The 21,135-nt window shown below is 44.3% G+C and carries 23 protein-coding genes and 1 other annotated feature; of the genes, 6 read left to right on the plus strand and 17 right to left on the minus strand.

The window, feature by feature from the left end; all coding sequences use genetic code 11:
• Positions 1–27: 27 nt before the first annotated feature.
• From trpX to FFM84_RS12245, 4 genes are all read left to right on the plus strand, one after another.
• Positions 28–1,038, plus strand: a complete 1,011-nt coding sequence (trpX, locus tag FFM84_RS12230; RefSeq protein ID WP_308779295.1) for a tryptophan ABC transporter substrate-binding protein — start codon at positions 28–30, stop codon at positions 1,036–1,038.
• Positions 1,035–1,940 (plus strand): ABC transporter permease, encoded by a 906-nt coding sequence (locus tag FFM84_RS12235; protein WP_130845554.1) that lies wholly within the window; start codon positions 1,035–1,037, stop codon positions 1,938–1,940. Before trpX ends, FFM84_RS12235 begins: the two co-directional genes overlap by 4 nt.
• Positions 1,927–2,706, plus strand: a complete 780-nt coding sequence (locus FFM84_RS12240; RefSeq protein WP_130845553.1) for an ABC transporter ATP-binding protein — start codon at positions 1,927–1,929, stop codon at positions 2,704–2,706. Before FFM84_RS12235 ends, FFM84_RS12240 begins: the two co-directional genes overlap by 14 nt.
• A 173-nt stretch (positions 2,707–2,879) precedes the next feature.
• On the plus strand, positions 2,880–4,235 hold the full coding sequence (locus tag FFM84_RS12245; protein ID WP_130845552.1) for an FAD-dependent oxidoreductase: 1,356 nt from the start codon (positions 2,880–2,882) through the stop codon (positions 4,233–4,235).
• Positions 4,236–4,318: 83 nt separating this feature from the next.
• Here the strand turns inward: FFM84_RS12245 and FFM84_RS12250 are convergent, their stop codons facing one another.
• Positions 4,319–5,176, minus strand: a complete 858-nt coding sequence (locus FFM84_RS12250) for an NAD(P)-dependent oxidoreductase (protein ID WP_130845551.1) — start codon at positions 5,174–5,176, stop codon at positions 4,319–4,321.
• Between the two features lie 159 nt (positions 5,177–5,335).
• On the opposite strand from FFM84_RS12250, the gene FFM84_RS12255 reads away from it, so the two are divergent.
• Entirely contained in the window at positions 5,336–5,689 is a 354-nt protein-coding gene (locus FFM84_RS12255) for a hypothetical protein (protein WP_130845550.1), read from the plus strand.
• 96 nt (positions 5,690–5,785) lie between these two features.
• Here FFM84_RS12255 and FFM84_RS12260 read toward each other — a convergent pair whose 3' ends face one another.
• The 13 genes from FFM84_RS12260 to FFM84_RS12320 all read right to left on the minus strand — a co-directional run bounded on the left by FFM84_RS12260 (position 5,786) and on the right by FFM84_RS12320 (position 15,873).
• Positions 5,786–6,352 (minus strand): sugar O-acetyltransferase, encoded by a 567-nt coding sequence (locus tag FFM84_RS12260; RefSeq protein ID WP_130845549.1) that lies wholly within the window; start codon positions 6,350–6,352, stop codon positions 5,786–5,788.
• 101 nt (positions 6,353–6,453) lie between these two features.
• The gene (gene hisC, locus FFM84_RS12265) at positions 6,454–7,530 is read right to left on the minus strand and encodes a histidinol-phosphate transaminase (RefSeq protein ID WP_130845548.1); all 1,077 of its coding nucleotides are present in this window, start codon (positions 7,528–7,530) and stop codon (positions 6,454–6,456) included.
• 12 nt (positions 7,531–7,542) lie between these two features.
• Positions 7,543–7,863, minus strand: a complete 321-nt coding sequence (gene hisE / locus FFM84_RS12270; RefSeq protein WP_130845547.1) for a phosphoribosyl-ATP diphosphatase — start codon at positions 7,861–7,863, stop codon at positions 7,543–7,545.
• Position 7,864: 1 nt separating this feature from the next.
• Complete coding sequence (hisI, locus tag FFM84_RS12275; RefSeq protein WP_130845546.1) at positions 7,865–8,200, minus strand: phosphoribosyl-AMP cyclohydrolase; 336 nt, start codon at positions 8,198–8,200, stop codon at positions 7,865–7,867.
• Positions 8,197–8,955 carry an imidazole glycerol phosphate synthase subunit HisF gene (gene hisF / locus FFM84_RS12280; RefSeq protein WP_130845545.1) on the minus strand — a complete coding sequence of 253 codons (759 nt, stop codon included), beginning with the start codon at positions 8,953–8,955 and terminating at the stop codon, positions 8,197–8,199. The genes hisI and hisF overlap by 4 nt, the downstream gene beginning before the upstream one ends.
• Positions 8,949–9,668, minus strand: coding sequence for a 1-(5-phosphoribosyl)-5-[(5-phosphoribosylamino)methylideneamino]imidazole-4-carboxamide isomerase (gene hisA, locus FFM84_RS12285; RefSeq protein WP_130845544.1), 720 nt, complete (start codon positions 9,666–9,668; stop codon positions 8,949–8,951). Before hisA ends, hisF begins: the two co-directional genes overlap by 7 nt.
• The gene (gene hisH / locus FFM84_RS12290; RefSeq protein WP_130845543.1) at positions 9,649–10,275 is read right to left on the minus strand and encodes an imidazole glycerol phosphate synthase subunit HisH; all 627 of its coding nucleotides are present in this window, start codon (positions 10,273–10,275) and stop codon (positions 9,649–9,651) included. Before hisH ends, hisA begins: the two co-directional genes overlap by 20 nt.
• Positions 10,276–10,860 (minus strand): imidazoleglycerol-phosphate dehydratase HisB, encoded by a 585-nt coding sequence (hisB, locus tag FFM84_RS12295; RefSeq protein WP_130845542.1) that lies wholly within the window; start codon positions 10,858–10,860, stop codon positions 10,276–10,278. It lies immediately after the preceding gene.
• Between the two features lie 11 nt (positions 10,861–10,871).
• The gene (gene hisD / locus FFM84_RS12300; RefSeq protein WP_130845541.1) at positions 10,872–12,158 is read right to left on the minus strand and encodes a histidinol dehydrogenase; all 1,287 of its coding nucleotides are present in this window, start codon (positions 12,156–12,158) and stop codon (positions 10,872–10,874) included.
• On the minus strand, positions 12,155–12,817 hold the full coding sequence (hisG, locus tag FFM84_RS12305) for an ATP phosphoribosyltransferase (RefSeq protein ID WP_130845540.1): 663 nt from the start codon (positions 12,815–12,817) through the stop codon (positions 12,155–12,157). The genes hisD and hisG overlap by 4 nt, the downstream gene beginning before the upstream one ends.
• Positions 12,807–13,961 (minus strand): ATP phosphoribosyltransferase regulatory subunit, encoded by a 1,155-nt coding sequence (locus FFM84_RS12310; protein WP_130845539.1) that lies wholly within the window; start codon positions 13,959–13,961, stop codon positions 12,807–12,809. Before FFM84_RS12310 ends, hisG begins: the two co-directional genes overlap by 11 nt.
• 66 nt (positions 13,962–14,027) lie before the next feature.
• Positions 14,028–14,261, minus strand: a binding site (T-box leader).
• Between the two features lie 59 nt (positions 14,262–14,320).
• The gene (gene hisJ / locus FFM84_RS12315) at positions 14,321–15,157 is read right to left on the minus strand and encodes a histidinol-phosphatase HisJ (protein WP_130845538.1); all 837 of its coding nucleotides are present in this window, start codon (positions 15,155–15,157) and stop codon (positions 14,321–14,323) included.
• 101 nt (positions 15,158–15,258) lie between these two features.
• Entirely contained in the window at positions 15,259–15,873 is a 615-nt protein-coding gene (locus FFM84_RS12320) for a TetR/AcrR family transcriptional regulator (protein ID WP_130845537.1), read from the minus strand.
• Between the two features lie 118 nt (positions 15,874–15,991).
• On the opposite strand from FFM84_RS12320, the gene FFM84_RS12325 reads away from it, so the two are divergent.
• A complete protein-coding gene (locus FFM84_RS12325) occupies positions 15,992–17,470 on the plus strand; it encodes an MDR family MFS transporter (protein WP_130845536.1) in 1,479 nt (492 codons plus the stop codon).
• 612 nt (positions 17,471–18,082) lie between these two features.
• On the opposite strand, the gene FFM84_RS12330 is transcribed toward FFM84_RS12325, so the two are convergent.
• Genes FFM84_RS12330 through FFM84_RS12340 form a run of 3 tightly spaced genes read right to left on the minus strand, consistent with a single transcriptional unit; the run spans position 18,083 to position 20,483 of the window.
• Entirely contained in the window at positions 18,083–18,976 is an 894-nt protein-coding gene (locus FFM84_RS12330; RefSeq protein ID WP_130845535.1) for a polysaccharide deacetylase family protein, read from the minus strand.
• Positions 18,973–19,260, minus strand: a complete 288-nt coding sequence (locus FFM84_RS12335) for a hypothetical protein (protein WP_130845534.1) — start codon at positions 19,258–19,260, stop codon at positions 18,973–18,975. The genes FFM84_RS12330 and FFM84_RS12335 overlap by 4 nt, the downstream gene beginning before the upstream one ends.
• Positions 19,260–20,483, minus strand: a complete 1,224-nt coding sequence (locus FFM84_RS12340; protein WP_308779294.1) for a glycosyltransferase family 2 protein — start codon at positions 20,481–20,483, stop codon at positions 19,260–19,262. The genes FFM84_RS12335 and FFM84_RS12340 overlap by 1 nt, the downstream gene beginning before the upstream one ends.
• Positions 20,484–21,135 lie beyond the last annotated feature (652 nt).

Genomic DNA, 21,135 nt, shown 5'->3' on the forward strand with positions numbered 1-21,135 from the left:
GTAGTTTAAATCTATTATGAGGTGATTATATTGAAACGCATGATTGCATTTATTAGCGCCCTCGTTATTTTTCTAGGTGTTGCCTTCGTGATGACGAGCAACCCGAGTTCTAAGACAACAACGAGTTCAAAAAAAGTGCCAACAGTTGGTATACTTCAACTGCAAACTCATCCGGCGTTAGACGCCATTCACCGCGGGATTATCGCGGGATTAAAAGCAGAGGGTTATACACCAGGCAAGAATATCAAAATTGATTATCAAAATGCCCAAGGTGATCAAAGTAACTTAAAGACAATGAGCCAAAAGTTTATCAATGAAAATGCTGATGAAACGATCGCCATTGCCACCCCCGCTGCTCAAGCCTTAGCAAATGCAGCTGGCAAAACCACACCGGTTATCTTAGCCGGAATCACTGATCCCGTCGGCGGTAGCCTAATCAAGAGTAACCAACATCCTGGTGCTAATATCACTGGGACGTCTGGTGAATCACCACTCAAGTCACATTTAGACTTATTACGAAAACTCGTCCCTAAAGCTAAAAAGATCGGGATCATCTATACCACGTCTGATCATGGTGGCGAATATAACGCCAAGAAGTTTGCCAAGATTTGTAAACAAGAAGGCATCGCGTACAAGTTATACACCATTTCTTCTACTAATGATATGCAACAAGTTGCCGAAACCATGGCCTCACAAGTCGATGCCGTTTATGCACCACAAGATAATGGCGTTGCCAGTGCCATGAAGACCTTGATTTCTGTCACCAATAAAGCCAAAGTTCCCGTTATTCCAGCTGTTGATACCATGGTTAAAGATGGCGGTCTTGCCACCTTATCAGTTAACCAATACAAGCTAGGTAAATTATCCGGTGAAATGGCCGCTAAAGTCTTAAAAGGCAAATCACCATCAAACTACGCAATTAAATTAATTACTAAAGGTGAAATGACGATTAATTTGTCAGAAGCTAAAAAGCTAGGAATTACCTTCCCAGCTAGCGTCATTAAAGAAGCCAAACAGAAAGGGGAAATTTACAAATGAGTATGATTGTATCGAGTATTGGTCAAGGCCTCTTGTGGGCCATTCTAGGGATTGCCCTTTTCTTAACCTTCCGAATTTTAGATTTTCCAGATATGACGGTTGAAGGGACCTTCCCATTAGGCGCGGCGACCGCCGTTACTGCCATTGCTAACGGGGTTAACCCTTACTTAGCCACTTTATTAGCCTTTGTCACCGGTGCCGCTGCCGGCTTAATCACCGGCCTATTGTATACCAAGGGTAAGATTCCCATTTTATTGGCCGGCATCTTAGTCATGACCGCCTGCCTTTCCGTCAACTTACGAATCATGGGTAGCGCCAATGTTTCCTTATTAGGTAAAAAGACCATCTTTTCGAGTCACTTTTTAGAATCATTACCTAAGTATTTCGACAGCGTTTTTATTGGCCTAGTGGTCATTGTCATTGTCACCGTCTTGCTGATTCTCTTCTTACAAACCAACCTTGGTCAAGCCTTCATCGTCACTGGTGACAACAAGATCATGGCCCGTTCAATTGGGATCAACACTGATAACATGACCATGATGGGCCTAATGGTTTCCAATGGCCTAATTGGCATGGGTGGCGCCTTAATCGCACAAAACAATGGTTATGCCGACGTCAACATGGGAATTGGGATCATCGTTATCGCCTTAGCCTCCATTATTATTGGTGAAGTCGTTTTTGGTGAATTAACCTTAAATCAACGTTTAGTTGCCGTAACTTTAGGGAGTATCCTCTATCGCTTTGTTTTACTAATCGTGTTGCAATTAGGCTTCAGTACCAACGACTTAAACTTACTTTCCGCAATCATCTTAGCAGTCTGCCTGATGTTACCGCAATTAAGTAAATTCCTTCATTTAAATCACGTCTTACAGAAAGGAGTCGCTAAATATGACGAAGACTGATACCCCTTTAATTTCTTTAAACCATATTGTCACCAAGGTTAACACCGGCACGCCAAACGAAGTGATGATTTTACGGCATTTAGATTTAGACATTTATGACGGCGACTTCATTACCGTGCTTGGGTCCAATGGGGCTGGGAAGTCGACCCTCTTCAATACGATTAGTGGCGAACTTCCAGTTGACGCTGGCACCATTAGCTTGAAGGGCCAAGACATTACAACAATGACCGTTGAAAAACGAACCGCCTTTCTCGCGCGTGTCTTCCAAGATCCTAAGATGGGCACGGCACCTCGAATGACGGTAGCCGAAAATTTATTACTTGCTAGTCAACGTGGCAAACGTCGGACGTTACGATTACGTCGTCTGAAACAACAGTTACCACACTTCAAAGCTTTAACGGCTACGATGAACAACGGGTTAACAGAACGGTTAAACACCGCCACGGAAAACTTATCCGGCGGGCAACGCCAAGCCTTAAGTTTCTTAATGGCAACCGAACAGCACCCTGATTTATTATTACTTGATGAACATACGGCCGCGCTTGATCCCAAAACCAGTGCCGAATTGATGCATCAAACCAATCAACGGGTTACCGAAGAAAACCTGACTTGTTTAATGATTACCCATCATTTAGACGATGCATTAAAATACGGCAATCGTTTAATTGTGCTCGATCAGGGTCAAGTGAAATTCGATGTTCGTGGCGCTGAGAAAGCTGAACTAACAAAAGAAAAACTCCTAAGTTTCTTCGATATTATCGAATAATCATTCAACAAAAAGGCTGGTCAGCTAACCATTAGCGACCAGTCTTTTTATATTCCTAAAGTACAAGTGATTGTGCCCCTAAATTTAATTAGCGACCTACACTGTTATTTTCATCGAGTTAGTGTTACGATTGTTTAGAACAATTCTAAACTATATTTGGAGGCAGCTTAATTATGAAAGTTATTGTTGTAGGTTCTTCACACGGTGGTTACGAAACCGTTCGTGGTATCTTAGCCACTCAGCCAGACACTGAAATTCAATGGTATGAACAAGGTGACTTCCTGTCATTCTTATCTTGTGGCATGCAATTATACTTAGAAGGCACCGTCAAAGATGTCAATCAGGTACGTTATGCCACTCCTGAAGGTATGACTAAAGCTGGCGTACACGTGTTTATAAAACAAGAAATTTCTAAGATTGATCCTAATAATCGTACCGTCCACGTCATCAATCATGCCGACGGTACTGAACGTGATGAAACTTATGATAAGTTAGTGTTGAGTGTAGGGGCCGTCCCATTTGAGCTCCCCGTTCCTGGCCATGAGTTACAAAATATCTACGCGATGCGTGGCCGCGATTGGGCCATCAAGCTAAAAGCCAAGACCGTTGATCCTGACATTAACAATGTTGTGGTCATTGGGTCTGGTTACATCGGCATTGAAGCCGCTGAAGTCTTCGCTAAAGCGGGCAAACATGTAACGGTCATTGACTTATTACCACGCTTGCTGAGCTTATATCTTGATGAAGAATTCACCTCGACTTTAACAGCTGAAATGGCTACACACCATATCACTGCAGCCGTTAATCAACAAGTTCAAGCTTTCAATGGTGAGGCTGGTCACGTTGTGAGTGTCACTACTGACCAAGCCACATATCCAGCTGATTTAGTCGTTTCAGCTGCTGGCATCAAGGCCAATACCACCATGCTTAAAGGTGTCGTGGACTTAGACGACCATGGCTTAATCAAGATCAATCAATACCTTCAAACCAGTCAACCAGATATCTATGCGGTAGGCGATGCCACCTTAGTTCCATTCGCACCAACTGGTCAATCCGCACGAATTGCCTTAGCCACCAACGCCCGGCGCCAAGGTCGTTTTGCTGCTAAAAATCTATTAGGAATCCCTAGTCCAATGCCAGCCGTGTCAGGTTCTTCAGCTTTATCCGTCTTTGATTATCACTTTTCCTCTACTGGTGTCAAGACTGGAACGAGCAAAAAGCTGGGGATTAGGTCAGCCTCAGTGCTGGTTACCGATACCGTGCGGCCAAAGTTTGTCCCCAATAATGCCGGTAATGATAAGGTCTGGTTCAAACTAACTTTTGATCCAGATGATGGCCGCGTGCTTGGTGCCCAGATTATGTCTAAAATTGATGTGACAGCTAATATTAATACAATTTCATTGGCGATTCAGGCACGTTTAACCGTGGCTGATTTGGCCTATACTGACTTCTTCTTCCAACCCGGTTTCGATCGGCCTTGGAATATCATGAACGTTGCTGCCCAAAAAGCTTTAGCAACACTAGCCTAACCTAATTAAATATGGTCAAGAAAGTCGGCCCATCTTAATCAGAACTAATCCGATTAAGATGGGCCGACTCATGTTTATTCACTTTAATAAATGTTAATTAGCCCCTGTGTCCCTTGATCACCAAGGCCTTTAACATCAACCATCACTTCGTATAATCGCTTAGCTTGCGCCGTGGCAACTAAGTCTAAGCCCATCGCATCAGCTTCCGTTAACGCAATCCGTAAATCTTTCAAGAAATGCCGTGCAAAGAAGCCTGGCGTGTAATCATCTTTCAAGATTCGTGGCACATAGTTATCCATGCTCCAATTTTCTGCGCCACCACTCGACAAGGTTTCTAAAACGGTTTGTGGCTCAAGTCCAGCGGCTTTCGTATAAAGTAACATTTCAGTTAAGCCGGTCATTGTCCCAGCAATCATAATTTGATTGGCCATCTTGGCATGTTGACCCGTTCCGGCCGCACCGAAATGGTTCACTTGATGACCCATGATCTTAAATAACGGTAAAACGGCCTGATACGTTGCCTCATCGCCACCAACCATTACCGTTAACGTGGCATTCTTAGCCCCAATATCGCCACCAGAAACCGGCGCATCCAGTGCTTGAAAGCCATGTTGCTTGGCATAATCCGCGATTTTAACCGCTAATTTAGGTTGACTCGTTGTCATATCGACCACTATTTTGCCAGCTTTCAAGCCACTAAAGATGCCATCATCGCCAAAATAAACTTGTTCAACGTCTTTTGGAAAGCCAACCATTGTAAAGACGACGTCACTTTTAGCCGCAACCAATGCCGGTGTCGCTGCCCAAGTGGCCCCTGCCGCAACTAAAGCATCGGTCTTACTTTTGGTCCGATTATAAACCGTCATTTGATGACCCGCTGCCATTAAATTCTTGGCAATCGCGGCTCCCATCACACCGGTTCCTACAAATCCTAATTGCATATTTCCATCCAACCTTTCTAAGCAATAATCGTTTAATATCGAACTCACACTACACGTTTCAGTATACCCGTTTTAACGCTAACTTTTAATAATTGCAATTCAGTTTGATTTAAACTTCACTGAAAAGCGCGTACGCTAAGATCATGAGGAGATGACACAATGGAAATGGGGACCTTATCTGAATGGATTGCAGCAACCGCTGAAACGTTGGCTGTGATTGTCGCCCTATTTTTACCCTACTATACACAGCGCCAAGAACGACAACGTCGCAAAAAACGATTCAAAAAAATTATCCAGCAAAGCTTAGCTAATTTCGCGCATGGTGATCTATCCGGTCGCGATGATTTTCAATCGTTTGTTAAAATTTCATCATTGCTAGAAATTGACGAGGATTTATTAGCTATTTTACAAATTGGTGACGCCGCAATTGATCTCATGGGGACTACATCATCGTTAACCCAGCAACAACAGCAGCAACTAATCGAACTTCAACAACAATTACGGCTTGTTTAATTGTGGCTTCACTAACACAACTGTGGGCAACACCCGATCGCTTTTAATCACCTGTCAGATTACTTCAATAAAAAAATCGGTCATTGACCGACTTTTTTATTGTTCAGACAAATCCAACGACCGAATGACCCGTGCTGGCACACCGCCAACCAATGAATGATCAGGAACATCTTTAGTCACGACCGCACCAGCCGCAATCACCACGTCATTGCCAATCGTGACGCCAGGAGTAATGGTTACCTTTCCACCAATCCACACATCATCGCCGATCGTTACCGGTAGTGCCTTGGCTAAGTACTGCCGCCTTCCTTGAGCGGTCATGGGATGGTTCACGGTATAAATATCAACGTTAGGCCCAATCATGACATGCGCACCAATCTTAACCGGTGCCAAATCTAAGATCGTTAAATTGTAGTTACTTAAGAAATCTTCTCCAACGGTAATATTTTGCCCATTATCGCAACGAAATGGGCTCTGCACAGAAACACGCTTCCCAAAGCCACCTAAAATTTCCTTAATCTTAGCCGTCTGTCCTTGGACATCGGTTGCTGCCAACGCATTAAATTCCTGACACAATTGTGCTGCACGAGCTTTTTGTGCCGCAACTTCTGCGTCGGAAAAATTGTACCAGTCACCTTGGTTAATCTTTTCTAACTCACTCATTTTCATCAGCCTCCTTGTTTACCATCACTTTACAACTTAGAGCGGGCTCTAAGTCAAATCAGGTACAAAAAAAGTTTGAGACAAAGCCCAAACTCTCTTGACTAAGCATCATTTTGATAAGACAAGATCAATTGTTGAATCGCCTGATTATCCGCTGCGGTCCCAATTGTGAACCGAATCCAGTCTGACTGTAATCCCGTCCGCAAACTATACCCGTGATGCAATAAATAATCAGCTAACTGATCGGCCTGTGGATATTTGAAGAAAATGAAGTTGGCATCACTGCGATCATATTGAATCTGTTGTGCATCAAAGAACGCTTCCCATTTTGTCCGCTCTACGGCATTTTTAGCAACGGTTGTCTGCACGAAATTCTGATCATTAACGGCCGCTAACGCCGCTGCTTGGGTCAAAGAATTCACGTTATAAGGTAACCGAACCGCCTGCATCGTTGGCGCATAAGTCTTAGAAAAGACCGCATAACCGACTCGGAAGTTGGCTAACCCGTACGCCTTAGAAAACGTCCGCATGACCACAACATTATCATAACGACTTGGCAATTGCATCGCCGTTAACTTGGCTGCATCCGTTGCAAAGTCAATATAGGCTTCATCAATTAACACCATCGTCTCGGCTGGTACTTGTTGGATAAAGGCTTCTAAATCAGCCAACGTCTCACTAGTCCCAGTGGGGTTATTCGGATTACATAACCAAACCATTTTGACATCAGGAGTTAGCGCTTGTGCCATCGCTGGAAAATCCACATGTCCATCAGCTAACGTTGGTACACTGACTAAGGTGGCTTCCTCAATTTCAGCGTGTAGACCATATTCAGAGAAGGTCGGTGCCGCCACCAAGACTTGGTCACCCGGGGCTAAAAACGTCCGTGACACCATCACGATCATTTCGTCTAAGCCAACACTAAAGACCAGTTGTTCTGGATCAACATGTTGTTGGCTCGCCACCGCTAGTCGTAATTCGGTCGCATCGCCATCCGGATAACGATTACTACCAGAAAAGTCCCAATTTTTAACGGCGGCTTCAACTGCCGGTGAAGTGCCATAAGGATTCTCATTAGCGGATAGACGCACTAACCGGTTGACACCCAATTCTGCTTGCAACGTTGCTAATGGTTTCTCCGGCACATAAGGTTGGAGTTTTTTGACACTTTCTTTCATATAAGGTACCTCCTACAAATTCTTGATTTCAGGACGATCTTTAAAGCTGCTCATCTTACCTTCGCGTTTAGCTAGTTCGGCCTTGATTTGATCAAAGCTAACGCCTCGTTCGACTAACAGCACTAACACGTGGTAAAACAGGTCCGCTGTTTCGTAAACTAATTCATCATCACCCGGATTTTTAGCCGCAACGATCACTTCTGTCGATTCTTCACCGACTTTTTTCAAAATTTTATCGATACCTTCCGTGAATAAATAATCCGTGTAAGAACCTTTTTTAGGCGTTTGTTTCCGGGCAGCGATCAGTTGATAAAGTTCTTCCATATTTTGCATATTAATTAACCTCTTTCTGTGTTTGAACGGTTTTAAAGAAACAGCTGTAGTGACCAGTATGACAAGCTGGACCATGCGGTGTCACCGCGATCAGCAATGTATCGTTGTCACAATCGAGTTTAATGCTGACCACGTCTTGTAAATTGCCACTCGTGGCGCCTTTATGCCATAATTCTTGGCGCGATCGTGACCAAAACCACGTTTGACCAGAAGCTAACGTCCGTTGGTAGCTTTCCGCATTCATCCAAGCCACCATTAACACGTCTTTAGTCATCGCATCCATAACGACCGTGGTTACCAGGCCATCGCCTTTTTCAAAGTCAGGTTGTTCATTCATCTCACGATCACCCCTTTAGCGGCTAGTGCCTGTTTGACTTGACTAATCGTTAACTCACCATAATGAAATACCGATGCCGCTAACGCCCCATCAACCGGCGCCTGGTCAAAGACCTCGACAAAGTCAGCTAAGTTTCCAGCCCCGCCAGAAGCAATCAGGGGTACGGCGACAACCTCGCCTAAAGCTTGATAAAGGTTCAGATCAAAGCCGGCCTTAGTCCCATCGCGATCCATGCTGGTCACTAACAATTCACCGGCCCCTAAGGCAACAGCTTGTTGCGCCCAGTCTAAAGCATCCAGATCCGTCGCTTTTTTGCCGCCATGGGTATAAACACGGTACATCTGTGCCGCTTCATCCCAAGCCGCATCAATTGCCACCACAATACATTGGTTGCCAAACTTTTCGGCCCCAGCCTTAATCAAAGCTGGATTGGCAACCGCCGCGGAATTAATCGCCACTTTATCAGCACCCGCTTTTAAGATCCGTTGCATATCATCAACACGACTAATGCCGCCACCAATCGTTAGTGGCATAAAAACTTGTGCCGAAACTTCTTCAACCAAATCGGCCATCGTTCGACGCTGTTCATTAGTCGCAGAAATATCGAGGAAAACCAGTTCATCGGCACCTTGTTGTTGATAGGCGGCGGCAATTTCAACTGGATCACCGATATCGGTCAAATTCACAAAATTGACGCCTTTTTTCACGCGACCATCGGCAACATCCAAACATGGAATTAACCGTTTTGCTAACATGCATCCACCTCCGCTAATTCGGCCAATGAAACGGTGCCGGCATACAATGCCTTACCGACAATCGCATCTTTAATGCCGGCCGCCTGTAATATTTTCAAATCATCGACATTGCGAATCCCACCACTAGCAACTAAATTAGCCGCTGGCAACTGTGCGTGAAGGTCAGTTAACAGTTCTAAGTTTGGCCCTTGCAAGGTACCATCGCGGGCCACATCGGTGACGATGAAGTGCCGTGCGCCACTCACCATCATCGTCTGAATCAAAGTACTCATCTTCGTTTGTGATTGAGACAGCCAACCGTCAATCGCGACTTGACCGTCCTTACCATCAACCCCAATTACGATCCGATTACCACCAAAATCAGTCAGTAATCGTTTGACTAAGTCGGGATCTGTCAAAGCTGCTGAACCGATAATCAACCGATCTAAGCCGAGGTCTAAGTATCGTTTCGCTAAGTCATAATTGCGAATACCGCCGCCCAATTCCAAGGTGCCAGTAAACGCCGCCCGCACGGCCTTAACGGTAGTAAAGTTTTCTGGTTGTCCGGATTTGGCACCATCTAAATCAACCAAATGGAGTTGATTTAACCCGGCAGCTTGAATCTGTTGCGCTTGTTCAACCGGATCAGTATTAATTAACGTTGCCTGGTCAAAATCACCTTGGTATAGCCGCACGCTTTGGCCGGCTTTTAAATCAATTGCTGGAAAAATCATTGGCACTCACCATGTCCTTAAAAGTTGCTAATTGTTGTAGTCCGACTTGTCCACTTTTTTCAGGATGAAATTGCATCCCCACCACATTATCGCGTTGAACGATGCTTGGCACTGTCACGCCATGTTGAACCGTGGCGACAATTTCATCAGTTGGGCATACCGCATAATATGAATGAACAAAATACGTATAGTTTTGATCAATGGCTTTAAAAGCACTCGCTGGTTGTTGCAACACATTTTGATTCCAACCCATTTGTGGCACTTTCACACCCAGATCAGCTGGCAGAGCAGTGACCCGCCCTTTTAATAGACCTAATCCAACATGATCACCATATTCATTACTACTCTTAAATAAGAGTTGCATCCCTAAACAAATGCCGAGCATCGGTTTGCCATCACGAGCTAACCGTTGTAACACTGGCACAAGTTGTCGTTCATTTAAAGCAGCCATCGCCGCAGCGAAGGCCCCAACACCAGGTAAGATAACCGCATCCGCCGCCGCTAGTTCAGCCGGATCGGCCGTTAATACCGTAGCGACATCTAAATAATCGAATGCTTTTTTTAAGTTACGGGTATTCCCCGTATCGTAATCCACGATTGCAAACATCTAAATCACACCCTTTGTCGAGTTGACCCCCTGAATTTCAGGATTGACCGTCACGGCCGCGCGCATCGCCCGGCCTAAGGCTTTGAATAAGCTTTCCACTTTGTGATGGGTATTACGACCGTAGAGAATTCGAGCGTGTAAGTTCATCTCAGCGGCAAAAGCCAAGGCTTGGAAGAAATCTTCTACCGTTTCGGTATCTAGTCCCCCGAGACGTGGATTGGTGAGTTCAGCATCAAAAACCAAGTAAGATCGACCACTCAAGTCAACACTCACTTGACCTAATGTTTCATCCATCGGTACGAATTCAGTACCGTACCGTTCAATCCCAACTTTATCGCCAAGAGCTTGTTTAAAACATTCCCCCAGCACAATCCCAGTGTCTTCAGTCGTGTGATGTGGGTCAACGTCCAAGTCCCCGTTGGCTTTGACGACTAGGCCAAACCGACCATGCTTGGCGAATAACGTTAACATGTGGTTTAAAAAGCCAATCCCAGTATCAATGTCGATGCCACTCTGTTCGTCTAGATTCAAACTAATTTCGATTTGCGTTTCTTTAGTGTTCCGTTTAATCGTTGCCTGTCGCATGTGTCTTCCTCCTAGTCATAGTACGTGTCAAAACGTGATTCAATCGCACGGGCATGCCCCTCTAGACCTTCAACTCGAGCCAACGTGGTAATGGCTTGGGCTTCTTTTTGTAAGGCCGTCTTCGTGTATTGCACAAATGACGTCCGTTTGACAAAATCATAAACGCCTAATGGTGAACTGAAGCGGGCCGTGCCGCTTGTTGGCAAAATGTGATTAGGACCCGCCACATAGTCACCTAATGGTTCCGAGGCATATCTCCCTAAGAAGACGGAACCCGCATTTTTAATCAAATTCAAGTATTGGGTCGGATTAGGCAATTGAATTTCCAAGTGTTCGGGGGCCACGGTATTCATTAAGTCAAACATGTCTTCAACTTGATCAACTACCGCGATGAACCCCTTATTGGTAACCGAGGCTGTCGCAATCTCAGTCCGAGGCAACACTTTTAGTTGAGAATCCACATTATCACTGACTGCTTGGGCCAGTTTAGCGCTATTGGTAATCAGGATCGGCCGGGCAAGCTTGTCATGTTCCGCTTGGCTCAACAAGTCAGCGGCCAGTTCACGCGGATTGGCACTGTCATCGGCGATGATGCCGATTTCAGATGGACCCGCGACCATATCAATCGCCACTTGACCGAAAACTTGTTTCTTGGCCGTGGCTACAAAAACGTTCCCAGGACCAATAATTTTATCCACTTGAGGAATTGATTCGGTTCCATATGCTAACGCCGCAATTGCTTGGGCCCCACCGACTTGGTAAACCGCATCGACACCAGCAATCTTAGCAGCAGCTAGTACGGCGGGATTAATCCCATCGGTTTGTGGTGGTGTGACCATCACCACTTCATTAACCCCAGCAATTTTAGCCGGCAAGGCACTCATCAAAATGGTCGATGGATAAGCCGCGGTACCACCTGGAACGTAGAGACCCACACGATTCAGTGGTAAGAATTTTTGACCGCGTAAGACCCCTGGTTGCTCAGCGTCCACAAAACCAGTGGCCTTTTCTTTTTCGTGGAAACTGGTGATATTACGTTTGGCTAAGAGCAACGCCGCTTTAACGTCTGGATCTAAGTTATCGTAAGCCGCATCAATCGTAGCTTGGTCCAACTTGAATTGATCAACAGCCACGCCGTCAAATTGTTGACCGTAGTCTTTTAAGGCCGTATCACCATTTTCAATCACGTTGGTGATAATTCTTTGAACAGCTGTGACCACGTTTTGATCAGTTAATTGTTGTGTTTTGGTTTGAACTAATTTTTTTAAGCTGGCTAAATCTTCATTAATAATTTTCATGATGGCATGACTTCCTTTTTGGCATTGGCATTGACAACATCAGCTAAACGATCAACTAAATCATAAATTGCATTGGCTTGTTGCTTGAGAGCTAATCGATTGACCACTAACCGCGTCGAGACGGGTTGTAAGTAGTCGTAAATCTGTAAGTGATTCTCACGAATGGTGGTCCCGGTTTCGGTAATATCAACAATGGCATCCGCTAATCCGGTTAACGGTGCTAGTTCAACCGAACCTTCAATTTTGATAATTTCAACATCTTGGCCCAGGCGGTCAAAATAACGTTTCGTAATCAATGGATATTTGGTGCCAATAATCTTGCGCCGCGGCGCTTTCGGGTCAAAATCTTGCGTTGAGGCTAGGACAAACTGACATTCACCAATTCCCAAATCGAGTAATTCATATTGGGTACTTTGGTGTTCAACCAAAATATCACTACCGACAATCCCAATATCGGCGGCACCGCGTTCGAGAAAAGTGGTGACATCCGGGCCTTTCGCTAAAATAAATTCATACGGTTGCGTTTCAGAATCAAAGATCAAGCGTCGCTGTTTATGCCGAACCAAGTCGCAATCAATTCCAGCTTGTTCCAACAATGGCAAGACTTGTTTTTCAACGCGTCCTTTGGTCAAGGCAATTTTCAAACGTTTAGTTGGCATCTGACGTCCCCTCCGTTAAATCAATTAAAGCTGCACCCAATTGTTGGGCTTCAATAATCGCACCGGCCCGATCCGCGGCCAAACTTAGAGTCGCTTGTGGCTGGGTGGCTAATACTTGTTCCGCCTGTGTCCATTGATCAGGGTTAAAATAAATCACTTGTTTAGGTGTCGTCACTGTCGTGTTTAAGGCCAATTCCGTTAAGAGATCGACATCTAATCCCATCCCAACAGCCGGTTCACTTTTGGTCTGAAAGTTCGCTAGTAGTTGATCGTAACGGCCACCACTGAATAAGTAACCCGCACCAGCCTGTGAGAATCCCCGGAACGTCAAACCGGTGTAATACTTCTGCGGCGCTTGGCTACTCAAATCAATTGAGACCGCTTGATCAGGCATGGTCGTTTGCATCCAAGTCACCACCGTTTTTAGTTCATCAATCCATTTGGTGACCGTCTCAGGTAGCGGCGCTTGGGCCAATCGTTGAAAAATCTGCTTGGGTTGACCGAATAACCGTGGCCATTGTTGCAAAAAGGGATAGATGGGCTGATCTTGATACGCCGCAATTAACGCGGTATACTGTGGAATTTGCTTATTGAACAAAGCAGTCTTAATCGCCGTTTGTTGCTCAGAATCAGTCGTCAAACTGGCCACAACTTGTTGGGCGAATGGCGCACTGCCGAGTTCAATTTCAACTGCGTCATCAATTAATTCAGCGCTCAACTGATTGGCAATCGCCAAACATTCTAATTCGGCTTTCAAGGACGCATACCCTACTAACTCAACGCCGGCTTGCGTAATCTGATTGTAAGACCCAGACAGACGTCGACTCACACGAAAAATATCGCCAACGTAGCCAAATTTCTGTGGCAGCGGCACTTTGGTCGCACTGAGAAAACGTGCAATGGGTAACGTCATATCCGGTCGTAAAACTAAGGTCTGGCCTTCCGTATCAAGTAACCGGTATAACTGATAATTGCCCATCTGGTAAGGATCAAAGACCGCTTGATTTTCCAACAACGGTGTTGCGATTGGAGCCAAACCACGTTGCTTAAAATGGGCTTGGATCACCGCGATGAGTTGTTGTTTAGTCGCGGCCCGGCGACCAAATTCATCGCGCGTACCAAGTGGTAATAAATTGCTTAACATGTCCAAGACCTCCTTAATTTTTCCTGCCGAATGTCAAATAAAAAAACGCCCTCTTAGCTTAATTGCTAAAAGGACGTTTACGCGTGGTTCCACCTTTGTTCGTTACTAGCTCACACTAGTAGCCTCATGTTGACAAATCGTCAACTTGGATAACGAAACCATTCGGCCAAGGCTAATCTACCTGGTTCACCTTGGCAGTTCATAGATGTGGGTTCATTAATAATATCTGCTCGGTTCTCAGCTACCCGAACTCTCTGGATGAGGAAGTTATTAACTACTTTTTCTAATCACAACCGTTTTATTAAAATTTGATTAGGCGTTTAATTTAAAATTCATTCTAGTAGTCTTTTTTTAACTTGTCAACCAACAATTAATTTTTTTATGAGATGCTGTCCCCGACCGACACTGATAATATCGTGTGAATCTGAACCATAAATCAGCGGAATCTCAAGCTTTTGAGCCCGCTTCAAAATTTGATTGCCCGGATAAAAATCATTACAAAAAGGTTTGAACAAACCAGCTAAATTTAAATCTAATTCACGGTGTTGCGTTTTAAGTAACGCTAAAATCTGATCAACTAAAGCTAAGTTATCGGCATCCAACGGTTCGATCAACTTGAAGTAATCTTGATACTTACGCACCAAGCTCATATGACCAATCCGTTGCGGCGCATACGGCCCTAAGTCAGCTTGTACGGATGCCAGGACCGTTTGGTAGTACTGTTTAAAGAGCTGTTGGGGCTGATCTATCCAAGGTTCAAAAGCCACGCCAAAGTTTTCTGGACTTAAATCAATCCCCCAAGTTTTACGTTGGGCCCCAGTCATGAAGTGCACCGACAAAATGCTTTCCTGAGTTTGTGGACCATATGTCTTCAAAAAATCACGTGTCCAAGTTTCAAAGCCGGCTAAATAATCCACTTCAAAGCCAATCGAAATGTCAATCTGATCACGATACTTAGCTTGTAATCGTTGCCCTAACGCCAAATACGTTGGCACTTGGTCAAGTGTCAGCGAAGCTTCCGTAATGCCTTCAGACATGCCAGCATAAGTTGCCGCAAACTCTGGTGGCAACGGTGCATGCTCCGTCAAACAATACTTCTGCATGCCTAACTGAATCGCCCGCTGCACCATTTTCTCAGTCGACTCACCACTGCCATGCGGACATAATTCCGTATGCGTATGACCATCCATTAACATATTCTCAGCTCCTTTTAATAATTGTTCACTATTCAACCATAAATTATCATAAATAGCAATATTCAAAAAAAAGCCTGAGCCTTAACCCAAGCTAGTCTCAATTAAGCTTTTTCAGATGCACTACCCGCATGGCGATAAGCCGGCACTAAAATATCATCGACCAACAATTTCACCTTATCATCGCCAATCGTTTCACGCGTAAATACATGATATCGTAACCACTCAAACGGTAATAATTTTAAATCGTTTGAAAAAGCAGTTGTCGTGATTTCACCCCGAGTTTGCGCCCGTTCGAGTACCCGATCAATGGCGTGAATATCAATAGTTGAGCTTTCTTCAACAATTTTTGAAATCACAGTCCCTTGTTCTTGATTTAAAACACTAAAAAAAGTCGTCACATATGACTGACCAAAAGTATTCATACTAATAACGAATCGTTTCATAACTTGCATTAAATCCTCGCGTAAACTATCACCAGTAAATACCACCTCATCAGTTCGACCATTGTTCTCAGCCTTAATCTGATCCTGAACTGCCGCTAACGATAATTCAAAGGGTGACTTCCAGCGCCGGTAGATCACGGGTTTACTCGTTCCAGCTGCGGCTGCCACTTTCGGAAACGTTAGTCCCGCTAATCCTTCAGTCGCTAATATCTCACGTGTTGCTTGAAAAATAGCCTTTTCTAATTCAACCCCACGGCGACGTGTTTTTGTCATCACGATTCACTCCTTATTTAAGAAACCAAAAGTTTCTTATTGACTTTTTTCTCTCTAAGCGTATTATAGCAGTTGTGCTTTTAAGATACCAAAAGTTTCTTATGTAAGGAGAAAGAAAATGAAAAAACAACCTACCAAAATTTCAAAATCAACGATGACCATTGCTTGGGTCATCGTATTCGGTGCCATGGCACCGCTATTAGATTCAACCATGATGAACATCGCCATCAACAACTTGGTCAAAAGCTTTAACAGTTCGGTGACCACGGTTCAATGGACGATTACTTGTTACCTACTGGCTACTGGTGTCGCCGTACCATTTTCCAGTTGGCTACTCAACAAATTTGACGGTAAACTCGTCTTTATGACTGGTGAAATTTTATTTGGTGTCGGATCAATTTTATCCGCAATCTCACCAAATATTCAATTTCTAATCGGTGCGCGCTTAATTCAAGGGTTTGCTGGCGGTTTAATCATGCCACTGTTAACGACCTTGTTAGTCCAAACTGCCGGAACTGCTGTGATGGGTCAAATGATGGCAACAGTAGGGCTTCCCATGATTCTTGGACCACTTTTTGGACCCGTTATCGGCGGGGTTATTATCAAGTTTCTTTCTTGGCACTGGATTTTCTGGATTAACGTGCCCGTCACCTTAATTTCAATGTTCTTAATCATTTGGAAAATGCCTAACTACCCCGCACAAAATAAAGCAGCTAAAATGGATTTCATTGGAATCTTATTGTTAATCGTGTCATCCAGTTCAATTATTTATGCGATCGTCAAGGCTGCTCACAGTGCTAATTTCACCAATCATACGACGGTCACTTTCTTAATTATTGGCGCCGTAGCCTTGATCTTGTACATTATCTGGGCCGCCTTTCGTCGTGAACAGGCCGTTTTGCCACTTAGTCTATTCACCTTCCCATCATTTGATGGTTCAGTCGTCGGGCTGTTTCTCGCCGGGACAGTTCTCAATGGTGCCATGCTATTACTGCCACTTTTCCTCCAAAATGTGCAAGGGATGAGTGTCATCATGGCCGCCTTAGCCTTGGTACCACAAGGCCTTGGTATGTTAGTTTCACGGCCACTAACCGGTAAGCTCACAGACCAAATTGGGGCTAAATATGTGGTCTTCACCAGTGTCTTAATCACGTTTATTGGCACACTACCGTTCTTTTGGATTGGTATTCACACGGCTTATTGGTTAATCGCCATCGTCTTGTTTGTTCGCGGTATCGGTGCTGGTGGGATTTTGATGCCATTAATGGCTGACTCTTACACCGGTATGGACAATGCCCAAGTACCAGCCGCAACGATTGGGTCTCGGATTATCCAAAATGTCGGCAGTGCATTTGGTTCGGCGTTAATCACCACTTTGGTCACGGCTTACTCCAACTCGCACGTTAAAACATTTGAACATCGTCTGGCAGCTGGTCATTACCATGTAGCCGCAAGTCATTTGAAAGCATTCACGACTCAACACTTAGTTAACATTCGCCTTGAAGCATTTCAATATGGTTTCTTATTCATCTCAATCGCAGCCTTAGTCATCATTTTGCCAACCCTATTCTTATCTAACAAAATGAAAAAAGTTTAATCTAACTAAAAAAGATGATCACAACAGCCAATATTGGCGTTGTGATCATCTTTTTATATTTTCATCACTAAAGGTTGAAAGCTGAATTTCAGACTTAACCATTGATAGGATAGACATTTAACGGTCAAAAATAGCGAAACTTGCCGCCTACCGTTCGCCCAATCCGGGCCGGAACGCTGTGGATGGACAATCCAAGCCAAAGTTCGGTCTTGGATTTCGTTTTGAACCGCAAAGGTCGGCGTTTCAAAAGCGCCAGTTTCTAAGCAAAAACCGCTAAGAAACGCCCACGGCTGGGCCCAGATTAGACTCACTTTCGGCTAGAGTTGTGATCAAATCATTGATCATCGCTTAACCGCAGGCTGTCAGTGATGGCGCCAACCGTGAAAACGTCGTTGTCCGGGTGTTTTTGCCGGACTTACAACGTGGACGTCTTGAAAGACTAGTGGTGTTTGCTAGGCTTTCAAGCGAGATTGAAGCCCGCCTTTTGGCTGAAATCGGTCCCCACAGCTGGCAGAATCACTGACAGCCGGAGGTGACCGATTTAAGAGTATTCAAGTCAGCTCTAGCAAGGTCCTACTAACGATGAGTAAGTTCAACCTTTAGTTTTCATCATTAATTTTGTGTCAGCCATTTCTTAATACTTGGCCAACTATTTCCGTTCACGATCATTCGTGGTAAGTTGTTCATTGCCGTTTCATCGGTGACAATCCCGACATCTAAGGTTGCAATACCTTCAGTCAAATGTTGCTTACTCAAGAAATTATTAATCCGTTTAGGGCCACTCCCATATGGATAGGCAAACATCTTCGCAGTAACCCCCATATGCGCTTTTAACTCACGCTTACTTAACGCAAAATCACGTTTAAAGTTTTGATATTCATGTGGTTGATCAAAAATCGGTGTAAACTTCTTGGTTAAATAATGCATATCATGCGTATGCAAGCCTAAAGTCATCAATGATCCTGCCGACTTTTTAGCAGCCTTGATCTGTGACCAAGTTGCCAATTGCGTGCCTTCACGGTAACGGCCAGTATTTCCGGTAATCACAAACGTGGTAAACGGCATGTGATACTTCTTCATAATTGGCATGGCATTATCAATCGTGGTTCGATCAATATCATCAAAGGTTAAGACAACGTATTTGCCCTTAATCGGTTTGCCGCTAGCTTTCATTTGCGCCATTTGCGCACTCGAAATCACTTTCACGTGTTGCTCATGAAGGGTCTTCATTTGGGCGGCAAATTGATCTAATGGCACATTAAAGTCATGTAACTGTGAGTTACTCGACAAGATTTTTGATAATTGGACCCCGGCAGTATTCTTCAAAATCCGGTGATAACAAAAAATAATGATCCCATTTTTCGCGCGCGCATCTTCTGGGCGTAACGCATAATCTTCGTTGCCACCCTTATTAAATTGGAAATTCTGTTTAACGGTGAAGCCCATGGCCACGACCACTAATAATGCTAACAGCCAAATTAATCCTTTTCGTTTCCACCGCTTCATGCTTGTTTCCCCCGTAATTTCCGTAACCGCCACGCGGCATAACCCCAAACTATCAGTGAAACAAGCACAATGATACCAACCACAATGCCATATAACTGATAATCCAAATTCATCAACAAGTAAAAGCTAACCAGTGTATCACTGTAGACGTGAAAGATGAACGCGAGATTCACGACCACAACAAAAATCACAAATAGCCACATCGCCGCAATCAACAAAATCCGCCCACCAGTCCGATGCGCACTAGTCTGCTTACGAATCACAAATTTTTCATTATCCCGCATTACTTCAACCCCCGATCTGGACTGGTCCACGTCCCAATCCGATCTGGATCTAAGACGAACGAAATGATGGCCGCGATACAACTGACCAAGTTAATCATCCAATAATAGATGATATAAACTGGTATCAATAATAGATCGCGCCATTCCAAATAGGCCGCAGCTTGTGATGCTTTAAACCCAATCCCGAATTGGGTAAAACTGATGACCAATAAGATCAACAAAATATCGCCATCCAGCTGCACCGAGTGCACCATAATCAAATTTAGCACCCATGAAATAAGACTTAATGAGGTACAAATCGCCCAAACATTACTAATCACTGTTTCATAAAGTAAAACGCGTTTACTCCAGCTACCATGAGCCAGGACATCACGGTTTCCCACCAGCACTTCAAGCCCACCACGTGACCAACGTTGCCGTTGCTTGATCAGATTCCGTACGCTTTCGGGCACAAGAATCCAGCAAATTGCTCGTGGTTCATAACGCACTTGCCAGCCATGCCGATACATCCGCCACGTAATATCAATATCTTCAGTCATAACCGCTGGATTCCAACCGCCAACTGCCAGTAATGCGTCTCGACGAAAGGCAACAATGACGCCAGAAACTGTTGTAATCCGGCCCGTCAAAAAGGCTTGGGCTTTCTTAATAATGTCAATAACCCCAATATATTCCAATAACTGTAGCCGACCCAAAATAGTCGTCCGATTCCGAACCACTGGTTTACCAGCCACTGCTCCAATATGAGGATCACTATTTAACGTCTTCACAAGTTCAGATAATGACTGATAGTCTAGGATCGAATCTGAATCGATCCCCAACAAATACTCACCGTTAGCCACTTTTAGTCCCTGGTTCATCGCGTTAGCTTTGCCTTGATTAACTTCAATTGGCACAACTTTAATCAAAAAACGATTTTCATAAGCTTTTTGTAACTCATACATGATGTTCAACGTATCATCACTGCTCTTGTCATCAATCAGAATGATCTCAAAATTATGATAATGTAGCGCCGCAATCGATGCCACGGCCCCTTTTAAGGTATCCTGTTCATTATGCGCTGGCACGAGAATCGACACTAACGGTGCAGTATCAGGCGTTAGCACTGGTCGTTTTTCAGTTCGCTGTAACTTACCAAAATAAAGACACCCAATAATCCACAGGGACGCCACTAAGATTGGATAACCAATCACAAAGTCATTCATTAAATTAATCAACCACATATTTTTTTAATTACTCCTTTTAATCGTTCCCCATCAATAAGCATATTATTTTAACACATAATTGCCGATTGACTAGTTGAATCACATAATCGGTGGATTTTGGTTCCTAAACGTTTATGACGTAATTAAGTGGCAATTTCTTTATTTTCTATGAAAAAAAGGTGAATGACCATCATTCAGTCACAATTCTCCAGTACAATGGGTTTAATTAACTAAAAGTTGAAAAATAATTATAGTGATGGAACCCTTACCAGTACTATCCTGAGTTATGCTAAATCGGTCACCTACGCCAGTCAGTAATTCTGCCGGCTGTGGGGATCGGTTCCAGCCAAAGTACGGGCTTCCACCTCACTTTTGAGCCTAGCCCAAATCGCTAGTCTCAAAAGTCGTCCACATCGTAAGCTCGGGAAAACCACCCGAACTAACGATATTTTCACGGCCGGCGCCATCACTGGCTGACTCCGGTTATTTCGAATTAATCAACTTGGTAACTATTATAGCCGATAGTGAGTCCACATTGAGCCCAGCCTTGGGAGCTCTTAGCGATTTATCGCTTAGAGCTCGGCGCTTTTGAAACACGGGTTGGGTGGTTCAAAACGACGTTTCAGACCGCTCTTTGGCTGAGCCGGTCCGCCCACAGCGTTCCGACTCA

The sequence above is a fragment of the Lactiplantibacillus mudanjiangensis genome, assembly GCF_005405385.1.
GTDB lineage: Bacteria > Bacillota > Bacilli > Lactobacillales > Lactobacillaceae > Lactiplantibacillus > Lactiplantibacillus mudanjiangensis.

What these genes read in the sequence shown, in the direction of transcription:
- FFM84_RS12235 (WP_130845554.1), top strand. Translation starts at nt 1,035, where the DNA reads ATGAGTATGATTGTATCGAGTATTGGTCAAGGCCTCTTGTGGGCCATT.
- FFM84_RS12240 (WP_130845553.1), top strand. Translation starts at nt 1,927, where the DNA reads ATGACGAAGACTGATACCCCTTTAATTTCTTTAAACCATATTGTCACC.
- FFM84_RS12245 (WP_130845552.1), top strand. Translation starts at nt 2,880, where the DNA reads ATGAAAGTTATTGTTGTAGGTTCTTCACACGGTGGTTACGAAACCGTT.
- FFM84_RS12250 (WP_130845551.1), bottom strand. Translation starts at nt 5,176, where the DNA reads ATGCAATTAGGATTTGTAGGAACCGGTGTGATGGGAGCCGCGATTGCC.
- FFM84_RS12255 (WP_130845550.1), top strand. Translation starts at nt 5,336, where the DNA reads ATGGAAATGGGGACCTTATCTGAATGGATTGCAGCAACCGCTGAAACG.
- FFM84_RS12260 (WP_130845549.1), bottom strand. Translation starts at nt 6,352, where the DNA reads ATGAGTGAGTTAGAAAAGATTAACCAAGGTGACTGGTACAATTTTTCC.
- hisC (WP_130845548.1), bottom strand. Translation starts at nt 7,530, where the DNA reads ATGAAAGAAAGTGTCAAAAAACTCCAACCTTATGTGCCGGAGAAACCA.
- hisE (WP_130845547.1), bottom strand. Translation starts at nt 7,863, where the DNA reads ATGCAAAATATGGAAGAACTTTATCAACTGATCGCTGCCCGGAAACAA.
- hisI (WP_130845546.1), bottom strand. Translation starts at nt 8,200, where the DNA reads ATGAATGAACAACCTGACTTTGAAAAAGGCGATGGCCTGGTAACCACG.
- hisF (WP_130845545.1), bottom strand. Translation starts at nt 8,955, where the DNA reads ATGTTAGCAAAACGGTTAATTCCATGTTTGGATGTTGCCGATGGTCGC.
- hisA (WP_130845544.1), bottom strand. Translation starts at nt 9,668, where the DNA reads ATGATTTTTCCAGCAATTGATTTAAAAGCCGGCCAAAGCGTGCGGCTA.
- hisH (WP_130845543.1), bottom strand. Translation starts at nt 10,275, where the DNA reads ATGTTTGCAATCGTGGATTACGATACGGGGAATACCCGTAACTTAAAA.
- hisB (WP_130845542.1), bottom strand. Translation starts at nt 10,860, where the DNA reads ATGCGACAGGCAACGATTAAACGGAACACTAAAGAAACGCAAATCGAA.
- hisD (WP_130845541.1), bottom strand. Translation starts at nt 12,158, where the DNA reads ATGAAAATTATTAATGAAGATTTAGCCAGCTTAAAAAAATTAGTTCAA.
- hisG (WP_130845540.1), bottom strand. Translation starts at nt 12,817, where the DNA reads ATGCCAACTAAACGTTTGAAAATTGCCTTGACCAAAGGACGCGTTGAA.
- FFM84_RS12310 (WP_130845539.1), bottom strand. Translation starts at nt 13,961, where the DNA reads ATGTTAAGCAATTTATTACCACTTGGTACGCGCGATGAATTTGGTCGC.
- hisJ (WP_130845538.1), bottom strand. Translation starts at nt 15,157, where the DNA reads ATGTTAATGGATGGTCATACGCATACGGAATTATGTCCGCATGGCAGT.
- FFM84_RS12320 (WP_130845537.1), bottom strand. Translation starts at nt 15,873, where the DNA reads ATGACAAAAACACGTCGCCGTGGGGTTGAATTAGAAAAGGCTATTTTT.
- FFM84_RS12325 (WP_130845536.1), top strand. Translation starts at nt 15,992, where the DNA reads ATGAAAAAACAACCTACCAAAATTTCAAAATCAACGATGACCATTGCT.
- FFM84_RS12330 (WP_130845535.1), bottom strand. Translation starts at nt 18,976, where the DNA reads ATGAAGCGGTGGAAACGAAAAGGATTAATTTGGCTGTTAGCATTATTA.
- FFM84_RS12335 (WP_130845534.1), bottom strand. Translation starts at nt 19,260, where the DNA reads ATGCGGGATAATGAAAAATTTGTGATTCGTAAGCAGACTAGTGCGCAT.
- FFM84_RS12340 (WP_308779294.1), bottom strand. Translation starts at nt 20,483, where the DNA reads ATGTGGTTGATTAATTTAATGAATGACTTTGTGATTGGTTATCCAATC.